This window comes from Alteromonas gracilis, from assembly GCF_036870955.2.
Lineage (GTDB): Bacteria > Pseudomonadota > Gammaproteobacteria > Enterobacterales > Alteromonadaceae > Alteromonas > Alteromonas gracilis_A.
Map to the genome: position 1 here is coordinate 709976 of NZ_CP145482.2, position 14952 is coordinate 724927.

General features: G+C 45.6%; 9 protein-coding genes and 1 pseudogene. 8 read left to right on the plus strand and 2 right to left on the minus strand.

The annotated features are described in order from the left end of the window. Both rdgC and V6N89_RS03465 read right to left on the minus strand, forming a co-directional pair. Positions 1-912: a recombination-associated protein RdgC gene (gene rdgC, locus V6N89_RS03460; RefSeq protein ID WP_338516369.1), complete on the minus strand. Its 912-nt coding sequence runs from the start codon at positions 910-912 to the stop codon at positions 1-3. A gap of 91 nt (positions 913-1003) precedes the next feature. Continuing rightward, a pseudogene (locus V6N89_RS03465) lies at positions 1004-2747 on the minus strand (ATP-binding protein). Positions 2748-2998: 251 nt separating this feature from the next. Here V6N89_RS03465 and phoB point away from each other — a divergent pair. From phoB to V6N89_RS03505, 8 genes are all read left to right on the plus strand, one after another. Beyond that, complete coding sequence (gene phoB / locus V6N89_RS03470; RefSeq protein WP_014997327.1) at positions 2999-3688, plus strand: phosphate regulon transcriptional regulator PhoB; 690 nt, start codon at positions 2999-3001, stop codon at positions 3686-3688. A 69-nt stretch (positions 3689-3757) separates the two neighbouring features. Then, positions 3758-5059, plus strand: a complete 1302-nt coding sequence (gene phoR / locus V6N89_RS03475) for a phosphate regulon sensor histidine kinase PhoR (RefSeq protein ID WP_338516370.1) — start codon at positions 3758-3760, stop codon at positions 5057-5059. Between the two features lie 15 nt (positions 5060-5074). Beyond that, a complete protein-coding gene (locus V6N89_RS03480; RefSeq protein ID WP_431189784.1) occupies positions 5075-6124 on the plus strand; it encodes a PstS family phosphate ABC transporter substrate-binding protein in 1050 nt (349 codons plus the stop codon). A gap of 15 nt (positions 6125-6139) precedes the next feature. Continuing rightward, the gene (locus V6N89_RS03485; protein ID WP_338516372.1) at positions 6140-6940 is read left to right on the plus strand and encodes a prolyl hydroxylase family protein; all 801 of its coding nucleotides are present in this window, start codon (positions 6140-6142) and stop codon (positions 6938-6940) included. Positions 6941-7145: 205 nt separating this feature from the next. After that, a complete protein-coding gene (locus V6N89_RS03490; RefSeq protein ID WP_338516374.1) occupies positions 7146-8723 on the plus strand; it encodes a hypothetical protein in 1578 nt (525 codons plus the stop codon). Positions 8724-8838: 115 nt separating this feature from the next. Further along, positions 8839-11220, plus strand: coding sequence for a hypothetical protein (locus tag V6N89_RS03495; protein ID WP_338516376.1), 2382 nt, complete (start codon positions 8839-8841; stop codon positions 11218-11220). A 97-nt stretch (positions 11221-11317) separates the two neighbouring features. Continuing rightward, positions 11318-14011, plus strand: a complete 2694-nt coding sequence (locus V6N89_RS03500; protein ID WP_346993400.1) for a TonB-dependent receptor domain-containing protein — start codon at positions 11318-11320, stop codon at positions 14009-14011. A gap of 182 nt (positions 14012-14193) precedes the next feature. Continuing rightward, a complete protein-coding gene (locus V6N89_RS03505) occupies positions 14194-14952 on the plus strand; it encodes a DUF3450 domain-containing protein (protein ID WP_159623990.1) in 759 nt (252 codons plus the stop codon).

Sequence of the window (14952 nt, forward strand, 5' to 3'; positions counted from 1 at the left end):
CTAAAGATCTGTATCATTCAGATTTAAAGCGCTACGCAGGAAGTTCAGCAGTGTAGAAATTTCGGCAGACATTAGTGCAAATTCAGCGTCGAGCCTAGCTTCAACTTGATCTTTTGGCACATCATCCGTTTCTTCTTTAATTCTATCAGTAAACTTAACGCGCTTAATGGCACCATCTTCACACATAATAGCGGTAAGTGTGTCAGCGTATTCGAACGCAACTTTTTGTACCAGCTTACCCGCGTCTAAATGGATGGTAATTTCTTCACTGTCCAGTGGCTGGTTTTTACAGCGTATTACGCTGCCCGTATCGTCGGTAGACTTAAATTCTGCTTCTTCCAACAACGCTACACCTTCAGGTGTGCCGTCAGTAAGCCAATGCGTAAGCTCGCTTTGAAGGCTTCTTCGAGCAAAGGGAACAACAGGTAGCGAACCGATGGCTTTTCGAACCATTGCCAAAAAGGCTTCCGCTTTGCCGTCAGACGACGCGTCAACCACAACAAGGTTATCTGCTAGTGAGATAAAGCCGTGCGTATAGCTGTTTTTGGTAAAGGCTTGTGGTAACAAACGTGTTTGAATTTCTTGCTTAAGGTCAGCCTTTGCTTTTTTGCCCACGGGCGAGCCTGTTTCCATCTCAATTTTCGCAACCATTTCTTCGAGCTCAGCATTTACAACCGCACTAGGAAGAATTTTTTCCTGCTTTTTTAGGGTTATCCAATAGCGCTGTTGAACAACGTGAAACATAGTGCCATTTTTGCCTGCCTGCGAAAAGGGTGAAGCGAACCCCATAGTTGCGAGGTCTTGGCTGCCGCAGGGGCGAAAAGCATGTTCATTTAATAGGCGCTCTAGGTCACCGTCATCTAACGAAAGTGGTTGAGTAATTTGATAAGCTTTAACGTTTTTAAACCACATAGTGTAGGCTGTCTCTCATGGAAAAGGGGGCGCAAGCGTAACAATGTCCGCCCCCGGGTGCAATTGGTATTAGTGGTTTAAGCAGAGCGATTTATGCGTTGTCAGATGCAGCGCCCATAGGGAAGCGTATAATGTAGCGAAGGCCTTGAGCCTTACTACTATGCGCTTCAATTTGACCATTGAGGGATTGAGTCACTAGGTTGTACATGATGTGCGTACCAAGGCCGCTGCCGCCTTCGCCACGCTTGGTGGTATAAAAGGCATCAAACAGTTTGTCGAGCTCTTCTTCACACAAACCTCGACCGTCGTCGCAGTAGTCTATCACCACATACTCGTCCTGCAATGAAACGTCCAGCGTAATCGTGCCTGCGTCTTTGCCTTCAAAACCGTGCGTAATAGAGTTAACGACCATGTTTGTGACAATTTGTGCAATGGCGCCAGGAGCACAATTTACGACTAAATTTTCTGGGCAATTAACCGTAATGGTGTGCTCAGTGTGTTTAAAGCTAGGTTGTAGTGATTGGATTATCTCTTGAATGTAGTCGCCAAGGATGAATTCGCGCACTGACTCACTGGTTTGGTCTACGGCAACACGCTTGAAGCTAGCAATAAGATCCGATGCTCTTTCAAGGTTGCTTAGCAGCAGCAGGGCAGTTTGGTCAGCTTCTTCAATGAAACTTGCCATATTCTTGCTGGTCAGGCTCTTGTCTTCGAAATCGGTTTTTAAATTCGACAAACGCTCTTGTAAAAAGCTAGCGGCGGTTACACTAACGCCAAGTGGCGTATTAACATCGTGAGCTATACCGAGCTACCAAGCCCCCAAGAGAGGCCATGCGTTCCGACTCAACGAGTTGCTCTTGTGCTTGATGGAGAGTCTCCATAGAGTTTGCCAGCTCTTCGTTGCGCTTGCGCAACTCTGCTTCTATATATTGGCGGTTCTCGTTTTCTTGACGAAGCTCTCGCTGGTGCGCGATAAGCTCATCTTTTTGCTGTTCCAAATCCAGCATGATTTGAGACAACGAGGCAGTCTTTTTAGCTACCTCTTGTTCAAGAATCAGGTTCTGATCGTCTAACTTCTTGTTTGCCAGGGTAAGTTCGTCTTGGGCATCCCTCAGCCTTTTGTTAGAGACGATGAGGTCGTCAATAACTTGGTTGTATGACTCTTTTAACTGAAGTAATTCGTTGTCATCATCAAGTTTTATACTGAGCTTACTTTCTTCAGGATGCTGTGCATCGAAATTACCCATTTGCTCGGTAATATTCTGCAATGGTTCAGACAACATCGTCCTAAATGCGGTCATAAATAGGAATACGAGGAATGTAGTTTTGACTAGCGCATTACCAATAAGAAAAAACACGCCGACTTCAATTCGGCTAAATATGGTGTCAAAGCTGGAATAAAGCGTTACGTCACCAACCGTTGATTCACGTCCTGAAAATTTGAATACCAAAGGAAAGCTGTAACTAAATACGCCGCCGGGGTGATCTTCAATCATTTCTTTGTCGACAGGGCTTGGCGAGCGCTGCGCTCGAATGCCGTATTCAGCAATATAGTTGCCATTTTCGCCGCGGACCTGTAATCCTTCAACAATAGGTAGCGACATTAAACCTTCGGCGATGGCGCGAACTTGGTCGTTGTTTAATTCCCACAAGGCGCGGGTAAGGCTTGATGAAAAGGTATTCTTGAGCGTTTGTAACTCACCTTCAACGTGGTTTTTTGTGCTTAGGTATTCGGTAAAGATTTGACCCACCGTTACGATGAGCGTCAATGAAAAATATACCGACAATACTCTGGCTAAGAGTTTTCTGGACAACCCTGTTTTTACGGCAGCCATCGATAAACACACCCCTGTTCTAAATCGATTACCTAATACACAACCAAGAATATGCGTATTCGCATTAATAAACAAGGTTATGCACATAAACTTTGGGTTAAACAATAGTCTAGTTATAGATAGTGGCATGCTTAAGGAGAAAATTGAAAAATTATCGTCTTCAACTTGACACAATTATGTAATCGTTTTAATAAAACTGTCATAGACCGCATTAATAATAACGGCGTTTTAACATGACCAGGAAAATATCGATGTCTCGTACAGTGTTGGTGGTTGAGGACGAAGCGCCTATCCGTGAAATGCTTAAGTTCGTGCTTGAGCAATCAGGCTTTAACATTATTGAAGCCGAAGATTTCGACATCGCGCAGGAAAAAATCTGTGAACCTTACCCCGATCTTATTCTTTTAGATTGGATGCTTCCAGGAGGAAGCGGCGTTCAGCTAGCGAAGAGCCTAAAGCAGCACGAGTTTACAAGAGATATTCCTGTAATTATGCTGACAGCGCGCGGAGAAGAGGAAGACAAAATCCGCGGACTAGACGCAGGTGCTGATGACTATGTCACCAAACCATTTTCACCAAAGGAATTGGTGGCACGTATCAAAGCTGTTATGCGTCGTGTTACGCCGACTTCAAGTGAAGAACCCATTGAATTTAACGGCCTTAAACTTGAGCCTGTATCGCATCGTGTAATGGCTAATGATGAGCCACTCGATATGGGGCCGACTGAATTCAAGCTACTTCATTTCTTTATGACACATCCCGAGCGAGTTTATAGCCGAGAGCTATTACTTGATAATGTATGGGGTACAAATGTGTATGTGGAAGACCGCACTGTGGATGTTCACATCCGACGTCTTCGCAAAGCTATCTCTCGTCACGGTCACGATGCTATGATCCAAACAGTTCGTGGAGCGGGCTACCGTTTTTCCACTAAGCTGTAATATTATGAGAAGTGATGCATTGCGTGTCGCTTCTTCATTTTCTAGCAACATAACAAAACGAGTTCATTCATGTACTACCCGTTCTCTTGGTTGAGAAGTTCATTACGCCTAGTGCTATTCCTGTTGGTTTTTGCATTGGTGGGGTGGTACCTAGATGACATGTTGGTAGCCATTGCTGTGGGTGCAACTCTGCTTTTGTTGTTCAACTACTACCATTTGTACAAGCTTAATCGCTGGCTATGGCACAGCCGAAAAATGTCTCCTCCGACGGTACGTGGGGTGTGGGAGCACATTTATGAGGGTATTTATTACCTTCAGCGACGAAACCGCAATAAGCGCAAAGAGCTCGGTGAGTTGGTAAAGCGCTTTAGAGAAGGTTCTGAGGCACTGCCTGATGCGGCAGTCGTTGTAGATTCAAAGGCGTGTATTATTTGGTGCAATCGCCTTGCGCGCTTAGATCTTGGTTTAAAGTGGCCGCAAGATTCAGGACGACGTGTGGATAACTTGCTGCGCCACCCTGAATTTATTCAATACTTTCACGCAGGTAACTACAAGTACCCTATTGAAGTACCGTCTCCTACAAATCCCAACAAAACCTTCGAATACCGAATCATGCCCTACGGTGATGAGCATTTGTTATTGATTGCACGCGATATTACGCGGGTTTCTCAACTTGAAGAAATGCGTAAAGACTTTGTCGCTAACGTGTCTCATGAACTTAGAACGCCGCTCACAGTAATCAATGGGTATCTAGAAATACTGCCTGTTGATCAAGATTCAGACCCTTTTATGCAGAAGGCCATGAAAGAAATGGCTTCACAAACACAACGTATGCAAAACCTTATTGAGGACTTGTTGGTGCTCTCTCGTATAGAGGCAAGTTCTGAACGCATTTATGAAAATGTAGTGAACATTCCTTCTGTACTGTCGCAGGTTGAGCGGGAAGCTCAAGCGCTAAACAAAGAAAAACAGCACACAATACGTTTCCATGTAGAGCCAGAGCTTTTTGTTTTTGGCGTAGAAACAGAGCTTCGTAGTGCCTGCTCAAACCTTGTTTTCAATGCCGTTCATTACACTCCAGCGGGTGGCGAAATAGATGTGTATTGGCACCGCCGGGCTGATGGCGTGCACTTCTCTGTGATAGACAATGGTGAAGGAATCGAACCAAACCATCTCAATCGACTCACCGAACGATTCTACCGAGTAGATAAAGCGCGCTCACGTAAGACTGGAGGGTCGGGTCTTGGGCTTTCCATTGTAAAACATGTGTTAAGTCATCATAATTCACGTCTCGATATCGCCAGTACACTTGGAGAAGGAAGTACATTTTCCTTCATATTGGATAGTGAACTCATTGCAGAACAAATCTAAGAGGTAAGTAGCTTGATGAGGATTGATGTTAGGAGCTTCTCATCAGCGATAAGGCGCACGCTAGGTCGTGGGCTAGCGCTAGCTGTTATCACCACCGTTGCGTCAAATGTTGCGGCTCAAAGTATTGAGTTAACGGCACCCCCACCGAACCTGACGAATGAAGTTACTAAGGCCGGAGGCTATCAAGTTCCTCGATACGAACGCGTACCGGGCGTTGCTGGTAAAGTATCATCCGTCGGCTCTGACACGCTTGCCAACTTAATGACCTTTTGGTCACAAGAGTTTAAAACACTTTATCCTCAAGTCGGTTTTCAAATTCAGGCTTCAGGCTCATCAACCGCACCCCCTGCTTTGATAGAAGGAACGGCGACCATTGGTCCAATGAGCCGAGAGCTAAAGCCTAGTGAAATTCGAGATTTCACCCGTGTACACGGTTACCCACCTACAGTATTGAAAGTGGCCATGGATGCCATCGCTATTTTTGTAGACCGCCGTAACCCCATTGATGGCATGACGCTGGCGCAAGTGGATGCTGTGTTTTCTCAAACCCAGTATTGCGGAAGCGCTGACAAGATTGAGCGCTGGACAGAATTGGGAGTTGATGAACCCGGTTATCGCGCCCCTATCCGCCTTTATGGTCGTAATTCAGTTTCGGGTACCTATGGACTATTTAAAATAATGGCATTATGCGATGGCGATTTCAAAAACACGGTAAATGAACAGCCAGGCTCAGCCTCCGTTGTGTTGTCTGTTGCCAGTGGTACGGGGGCTATCGGTTATGCTGCTTACGGCTATAAAACAGCTGGCGTACGCGCTTTACCGCTTGGTGAAAACCTCGATAGTTTAATACCGCTTTCCATCGATACCGTTAGAAATGAAACTTACCCTTTTGCTCGTTTTCTTTATTTGGTGATCAATAAGAAGCCTGGTGAGCCATTGCCGACCTTAGAACGTGAGTTTCTGCGCTACATTTTATCGACTGAGGGACAACGCCAGGTAGTAAGAGACGGTTATTTTCCGATTAGAGATGATGTCTTGGTAAGACAGCGTCGCTTACTCGACTGACCACGTGGGATTCTTATGAGTTATATGCCGCAGCAATGGAAACAATGGGTGCTTAAGTGCTTACTTGGCGGTACCCCTATCACCACAATCGCAGATACCCTTGTAGAAAATGGCTTTGCGCCAGATGATATACGCAATGTGCTTGGCTCTAACCTTCCCAGACATTATGCATTTGCCAACGATACTGCCTTTTACCAGCACTTAGCGAACAGTGCTATTACCCGTAATTCAAATGCTCGCGCACTAGCTAAGCCAGATGACATTCAGCTGTATGCAGTTGAAGACTTTTTAAGTGCAAATGAATGTGACGCGATAATCAGCCTTACCAAAGATAAGCTTTCACCCTCTAAATTGGCTGGCGCATCGAGTGCTGACAATATTCGGACCTCGACGACATGTGAACTTGCTTTCCTTGATAATGAATTGGTCACCAGTATAAATCAGCGAATAGTTAGTGCATTGAAGCTGGGAGTAGGCGAGAGCGAAGTGATTCAAGCTCAGCACTATAACGCAGGTGAGTATTACAAACCTCACTATGACTTTTTCCCACCAGGTAGTCCCCAATTTAAAGAACACTGTTCACACCGAGGACAACGTACCTGGACATGTATGATTTATCTCAATGATAATTGTGAAGGTGGTCATACGCGTTTTACAAAGCTCGATATTGCGGTAAAGCCTGAGCAGGGTATGGCGTTGTTTTGGAATAACCTGTGCACTAATGGCGAGCCCAATATCAATAGCATTCATTATGCTGAACCCGTCACAAGCGGTAATAAAACTGTCATAACGAAGTGGTTTAGAACCCGCAGTTAACGCAAAAAGTGCACGCAGCTTGTATTATTTTTGTTCTCTTTCCTTTTAAGTAATTGATTCTATTGTTTTTATTTTTTGCTTAGCCTAACGTCGGAAAAGTTCAAATAAAATCACGAAGTTTTTTGTTTTGTAACAAAAATGTCACCGATCTCCTTTAACCTCTACGAAACCTTAAAATCCGTACTAAATTAATCTGGAGAATTTAATGGAAATTCGTAACTTATTTAAGGTAAGTGCAATCACGACTGCACTTGTCCTTGCAGGCTGCGGCGGTGATATTGTAATCAATGAAGGTGATGAGGTTGTAGCACCAACTACACCAACAACTCCGACTACACCAACAACACCTACTACGCCGACTACGCCTGACGTAGACACACCGTTTACTTTAGGTTTGGCTACTGATGTTTCAAGCGAATTCTCAGCAACAATTACAGACAAGCCTGTTTATCGTTTAGATACTGATCTAACTATTACACAGGACATGACACTTACTAATGACGCGCACTGGATCATCAAAGGTCGTACTGCGGTAGGTAATGACAACGCAGATGCTTCTGTACTGACTATCGAAGAAGGTACAACAGTCATCGGTGAAGACGGTAATGACTTCCTAGTCGTTCGCCGTGGTTCACAAATTGAAGCATCAGGTACTTCTTCTGCGCCAATCGTAATGACATCAGTTCAAGACGTAACGGGTGAAGAGACGTCTATCGGTCAATGGGGTGGTGTTGTACTTCTTGGTAACGCACCAACAAACCTATGTAACACGGGTGACGACGCAGATACCTCTGAAGAAGAACTCACTAACTGTGGTGTTTCTGCAGAAGGTGATGCAGGTCTTTACGGCGGCAACAACCCTGAAGATAACTCAGGTACGCTTGAGTACGTAGTGGTTAAGCACGCAGGTAAAGCTCTTGCGTCTGGCGACGAGCTTAACGGTATTTCATTTGCAGGTATCGGTTCAGGTACAACGGTTAACTTTATTCAGGTTCACCAAAACCTTGATGACGGTATCGAATTCTTCGGTGGTACAGTAAATGTAAGCAACGTTGTGCTTACTGACATCGGTGATGATTCTCTAGATTGGTCTTTCGGTTGGACGGGTAGCGCAACTAACGTATACATCCAGCAGTCAGCTGACGGCGGCGACAACGCAATTGAAGCGGACAACAACGAAGATAACCCGTCTTGGTTACCACTTACTAAGCCTACTATCTCTAACGTAACTATCGTAAGTGCAGACGGCACAAACGGTGTACGTCTACGTAACGGTACAGCAGGTGTGCTTTCAAACGTACTAGTAACAGGTTCTTCACTAGCGACTAACTGCCTACGTGTAAATGGTGATGAAGCGATTGCTAACGCAGAGTCTGGTGAACTATCTATCACAGATTCAATCGTGGCGTGTGAAACACCAGCAAACAACTTTGGTTCAGACACCATTGGTGGTGAGTCGACGCAAGCTTGGTTTGAAGGTCAGTCTGGTAACAGCACACTAGCAGCATCTGCACTTCTTCTTGAAGACAACGGTTACTTCCCAACAGCAGCGTCTCCAGTAGCACTGGGTGGCGGTCAATATATTGGTGCATTCAACCCTAACGGCAGCGACTGGACTGTAGGTTGGACAGTAGGCGTTAATGGTGGTTTCCCAACTGACGTTCAAAACGCTTTCGCACAAGGCCTTGCAACTGACGTTTCTGCAGACTTCCCTGATTTTGATAAGTTAGGTTTACGAAGTAGCAGCAGACACTACTTTCACTGCCGACGTAACGTTTACTAACGACGCGTACTGGTTAATCAAAGGCCGTACTGCGGTTGGTAACGATAACGCAGATAGCGCGACATTATTTATCGAGCAAGGTACAACAGTATTTGGTGAGCAAGGTGATGACTTCTTGGTTGTTCGTCGTGGCTCAATGATTGAAGCTAACGGTACAGCAAGTGCGCCAATTACTTTCACTTCAGTACAAGACCTAACAGGTGATGAAACAGGTATCGGCCAATGGGGTGGTATCGTACTTCTAGGTAATGCACCAACTAACCTATGTAACACTGGTGATGACTCAGATACGTCTGAAGCAGAGCTTACAGCGTGTGGTGTTGCAGCTGAAGGTGATGCGGGTCTTTACGGTGGTAACAACCCAGCAGATAGCACAGGTTCACTTCGCTATGTGGTTGTTAAGCACGCAGGTCGAGCTCTTGCAGCAGGTGATGAGCTAAACGGTATTTCATTTGCAGGTATCGGTTCAGGTACCAAAGTTGAGTACATTCAAGTACACCAAAACCTAGATGACGGAATCGAGTTCTTCGGTGGTACAGTGAGCGTACGTAACGTAGTACTTACTGACATTGGTGATGACTCTCTAGATTGGTCTTTCGGTTGGACAGGTAATGCGCAAAACGTATACATCCAGCAGTCTGCAGCAGGTGGCGATAACGCAATTGAAGCAGACAACAACGAAGATAACCCAGCTTGGACGCCACTTACTAAGCCTACTATCTCTAACGTAACTATCGTTGGTGCAGCAGGTACTAACGGTGTTCGTCTACGTAATGGTACGGCTGGTAACGTTCGCAACCTAGTCGTAACTGGCGGTGAAGGTTACTCAAACTGCCTACGTGTTAACGGTGACGAATCAATTGCTAACGCGGTATCTGGTGAGCTTTCAGTAGAAAACGCAGTAGTAGCGTGTGAAACTGACGCAAACTTCGGTTCTGACACTATCGGCGGTGGTACAACGCAAGCATGGTTTGAAGGTCAGGACGGCAACAGCGTATTGACTGCTGAAGCACTAATGCTTTCAACAGATGGCTTCACGCCTCGCTCTGGCTCTCCGCTTCTAGGTAACGGCGCAGACGTTTCTGAAGAAAATGATTTCTTCGTAGCGACTGACTACATCGGTGCCTTCGACGGTGACAACAACTGGATGGAAGGTTGGACTGTAGCGGTTAACGATTCAATTCCAGCTGAAGTAACCAGCGCATTCGCACAGAACCTTGCAACAGACGTTTCTGCAAGCTTCCCGTCAATCACGGATAAGCCGGTATACCAGCTTGCTGCTGACACGGTATTCACGTCAGACGTTTCTTTCACAAACGACGCGCACTGGCTAATCAAAGGCCGTACTGCGGTAGGTAATGACAATGCTGATAGTGCAACGCTTTACATTCAGCGTGGTACAACCGTATTTGGTGAAGACGGTAACGACTTCCTAGTAGTACGCCGCGGTTCAAAAATTGAAGCGAACGGTTCTGCAACACTACCTATCACGTTTACGTCTTCTGAAGACATGACTGGCGGTGAAACTGCAATCGGTCAGTGGGGCGGTATGGTTATCCTAGGTAACGCACCTACTAACCTTTGTAACACTGGTGACGATGCTGATACATCTGATGAAGAGCTAGCTAACTGTGGTGTTGCTGCAGAAGGTGATGCGGGTCTATACGGCGGCGCAGACGAAGATGATAACTCTGGTACGCTTCGCTACGTTATCGTTAAGCATGCGGGTAAAGCACTAGCAGCTGGTGATGAGCTAAACGGTATCTCATTTGCGGGTGTTGGCCGTGGTACTGAAGTTGATTTCGTACAAGTTCACGAAAACCTTGACGATGGTGTTGAGTTCTTCGGTGGCACAGTAAACGTTAGCCACATCGTACTAACTGCGATTGGTGATGACTCTCTAGACTGGTCTTTCGGTTGGACAGGTAAAGCGCAATACGTAGTTATCAAGCAAGGTTCTGCTGGTGGCGACAACGCGTTTGAAGCGGACAACAATGAAGATAACCCTTCTTGGAATCCACTAACTACACCAACAGTATCTAACGTTACAATCGTTGGTGCAGACGGTACTAACGGCGTACGTCTTCGCAACGGTACAGCAGGTACTATCAAAAACCTAGTTGTAACAGGTGGCGAGAACTACAGCAACTGCCTACGTGTTAACGGCGACGAGTCAATTGCTAACGCTGCAGCGGGTTCACTAACGGTTACGCATTCAACAGTTGCTTGCGCATCAACCAGTGCATTCGGTTCAGACACCATTGGCGGTGACACTACACAAGCATGGTTTGAAGGTCAGGAAGGCAACAGCGTTTTAGCAAATACTGATGCACTAAGCCTATCAGGCCTAACGCCAAACAGCGATTCAGTACTACTAGGCTCGGGTTTCGACGCCTCAACATTAGATTCATTCTTCGATAGCACAGACTTCCAAGGTGCATTCGATGGTGAATCTGATTGGACACTGGGTTGGGTAACAGTTGGTCTAGAAGACTAATAAGTGATTGCAAAACACGATAAAGCTAAGGCGTAATTGCGCCTTAGCTTTTGTGTTAAAGCAGCTACCTGATTACAGTTCCTTAGGAGTTTCCATAATGAAAAATAATCAATCGTCAGCGTTTAAGGTCGGTGGACTATCGTTGGCAATCGCGTCAATTCTAAGTGCAAGCGCATTACCTCTTTCTGCTGTAGCACAGCAGTCTGAAGATGAGGTGATCGAAGAAGTTGTTGCCACAGGAACGCGACTTAAAGGTACAGCGACAGCCGTACTACAGGAACGTCAGAATCAGGCGTTCGTTGCCGACATCCTAGGTGCTGAACAAATTTCTCGTACCTATGACGGCGATGCCGCAGCGGCGCTTCGTCGTGTAACTGGTCTTACGCTTGTTGACGGTAAATTTATCTATGTACGTGGTTTGGGTGAGCGCTATTCTAGTACTCAGCTAAACGGCATGACGGTACCAAGTCCGGACCCAACGCGCTCTGTTGTTCCGCTTGACTTATTCCCTGCCACTATCATTGAAAGCTTGAACGTACAGAAGTCGTACTCACCAAACATGCCTGGTCATTTTGGTGGTGGTAACGTAAACATTCGTACCAAGTCTATTCCCACTGAGTTCGTATTCAACGTAAACCTTGGCGCAGGCTGGAATACCCAGAACAGCGATGATGGTGTGTTCTATTCTGGTGGCAGTGATGATTGGACAGGCCGCGACGACGGTACACGTGCACTACCTGATATCATCCGTGCTGGCCTAGCTGCCAACGGCTCTGCAGGTTTTGAAGGCGACCGCTCAAGAACGTTAGCTGAAACCCAAGATATCCTAGGTTCATTTAACTGGGATATCGGCCCAGAAAGCAAATCTGTTGACCCTAACTTTAGCTTTGGTTCAACAATCGGAAACAACTACGTTTTCGATAATGATTCAGTACTCGGTTTTCTTGCGACAGTATCTTACAGCAACCAATGGACCGTAGCAGAAGAGCTGCTTGGTAATGACATTGGTGGTGGTCAAGATAATCCGCGTTTCACCAAATTCCGCGACATGATTTCAACAGAGCAAAACGTGCGCTGGAGCGGTATGTTCAACGTTGGTTACGAATACAACAGTAACCATAAAGTTGAGCTTGTGAACATGATGCTTCACGATATGCGTGACCGTGTACGTGACGGTTTCTACTTTGATGAAAGTGAATCAGATCCTGGCATCGAAGAATTCCGCCGTATGGATATCATTTTCGAAGAACGTGAAATGGTGTCGTCACAGCTTAAAGGTACGCACAATTTCTTGAATCTTCTCGATGGTGTATTCTTTGACTGGTATGTAGGTACAAGTCGTGCATCACGTGAAGCGCCTGACATCATGGAAGTAACCTTCCAGCAGTTTTATGACGATGGTACGCTAACTCTTGAACGTCTTGATGATACGCCTGGAACTAACTTGAACCGTCAGTTCCAAGTTCTGTTTGATGAATCTGATACTTATGGCTTTAATGTGTCTACTGCTTTCTTTGGAGACGGCTATGACATCGAACTTAAAGCAGGTATGGATTACTACGACAAAACCCGTGATGGTAACAACATTGACCTTGCTATCCGTCACTTCGGTATTTCAGCGGACTTTAAAGAAGGCAGCCGTCTAAGTGATATCTTCTCTCCAGAAAATATCTACAACGATGACTTCTACACAAGCTCAACGGGTCGCTCTGTATTCCAAGACAATACGGGTGAAGGCGATAAGTACTCTGCGGCGACTAAGCTAACGGCAGGTTACTTCATGGCTGATGCCTTCTTCAATCAGAAATTCCGCGTAAGTGGCGGTTTCCGTTATGAAGACTTCCAACAGGTATCAATTCCGTTTGTTGAACATACTGACACATTTGCAGACGATACAGATGCTATTGTCGATAGCATTTATAGCGAAACTGACGTGCTTCCTTCATTGGCGTTTACTTATATTCCAAGTGAAGAAATGCAGTACCGTTTCAATGTATCTCAGACGCTAATTCGTCCGGATCTTCGTGACATTAGTTCTACGTTCTTTATCGACCCATTAACTGAGTTCCTAGTGCGTGGTTCACCTTCGCTAGTTGAAACTGAGTTAACTAACGTTGACTTCCGTTGGGAATGGTACATGTCTCAAGGTAACAACCTATCAATTGCACTTTTCTATAAAGACATGGAAAACCCAATTGAAATGGTTCAGTTCGACGGTGGTGAAGGTGTACCTCAGCTACTAACGGCTAACGGTGAAGAAGGTGAGTTGTACGGTATCGAGTTTGAGTTCTTACATGACTTGGCGTTCATCGGTGATAACTTTAGCAACTTCTTTGTGTCAGGCAACATGACGCTATCTGACTCAGAAGTAACTATCGGTGCTGACGACCAAGACTCCCTGTTCTCTCAGCAGGCTCGTGAAGCTTACGGCGGTACGGTTACGGCAACAATAACCAATAACCAGCGTCGTTTAGTTGGTCACTCTGAGTGGGTCGCTAACCTTCAGTTAGGTTGGGACTCTTCAAACGGTGAGCACTCTGCATCATTGGTATATAACTCATTTGGTGAGCGTATCATTGCACCGGGCGTGCGTGGTTTTGAAGATGGTATTGAGAAGCCATTCCATTCATTGGATGCGGTTTACACTTATTATCCTGACTTCAATACGACCATCAAGCTTCGTATTCAGAACATCTTTGATGATGAAAAAGAAATTGAGCAAGAAGGTTTGACCCTACGTCGACTTACGGTAGGTACTGGCTTTAACGCATCAATTACTTACAACTTCTAATGTTACACAGGCCCGGTAATTAACTGGGCCTTTTTGTTTTATCTTGTTGTCCGTTGATTGTTTAGGCAGTCATCGTTTTATGACAGTCCTGTAATAAAACTGTCACAGAAAAATCCTATCCTACGCGCAGAAATTTATAGTCGGAAAAATCCGATTTCTTTTAACTTTAAAGGTTTGAATGTATGAAGCTTATCAATGCTTTGCTTGTTGCGGGTGCGCTAGTTGCGACACCAGTGCTTGCACAAGACGATGAAGTCTTAAAACCCGTTGTCGATGAGGCAGCGAAAATAAACGAGTCAGCGGCAAAATCGCAAGAGAAAATTAACGGTATTACCGATCAAATTGACAGCAAACTTCAACAGTTCAAAACATTGATGAAAGAAATCGAAGGTCTTGAGGTATATAACTCTCAGCTTCGTAAGCAGATCAACAGCCAAGAACAAGAAATGGCTGACCTAAATGCTGCCATTGATGAAGTATCTGTAGTAGAGCGTCAAATCACGCCACTAATGATGCGTATGATTGACGGCCTTGAGCAGTTTGTTGCACTTGATGTGCCTTTCTTGCCTGAAGAACGTGCTAACCGCGTTGCTGACCTTCGCGCCATGATGGACCGCGCAGACGTTGCAGCATCTGAAAAATTCCGCCGCGTGATGGAAGCATACCAAGTAGAAATGGATTACGGTCGCACAATGGAAGCGTACAGCGGCATTCACACGATTAACGGCCAAGAGCGCGACGTTGAATTTTTACGTCTAGGTCGTACAGCGCTAATGTACCAAACACGCGATGCAAGTATGCAAGGTGTTTGGAATAAGCAAACCCGTCAGTGGGAAGAGCTTGATAGCAGCTACCGTACACAAATTACTAAAGGTCTGCGCATGGCTAAGAAGCAACTTGCTCCAGACTTGCTAATGCTGCCAGTGGCAATTACAGACTAA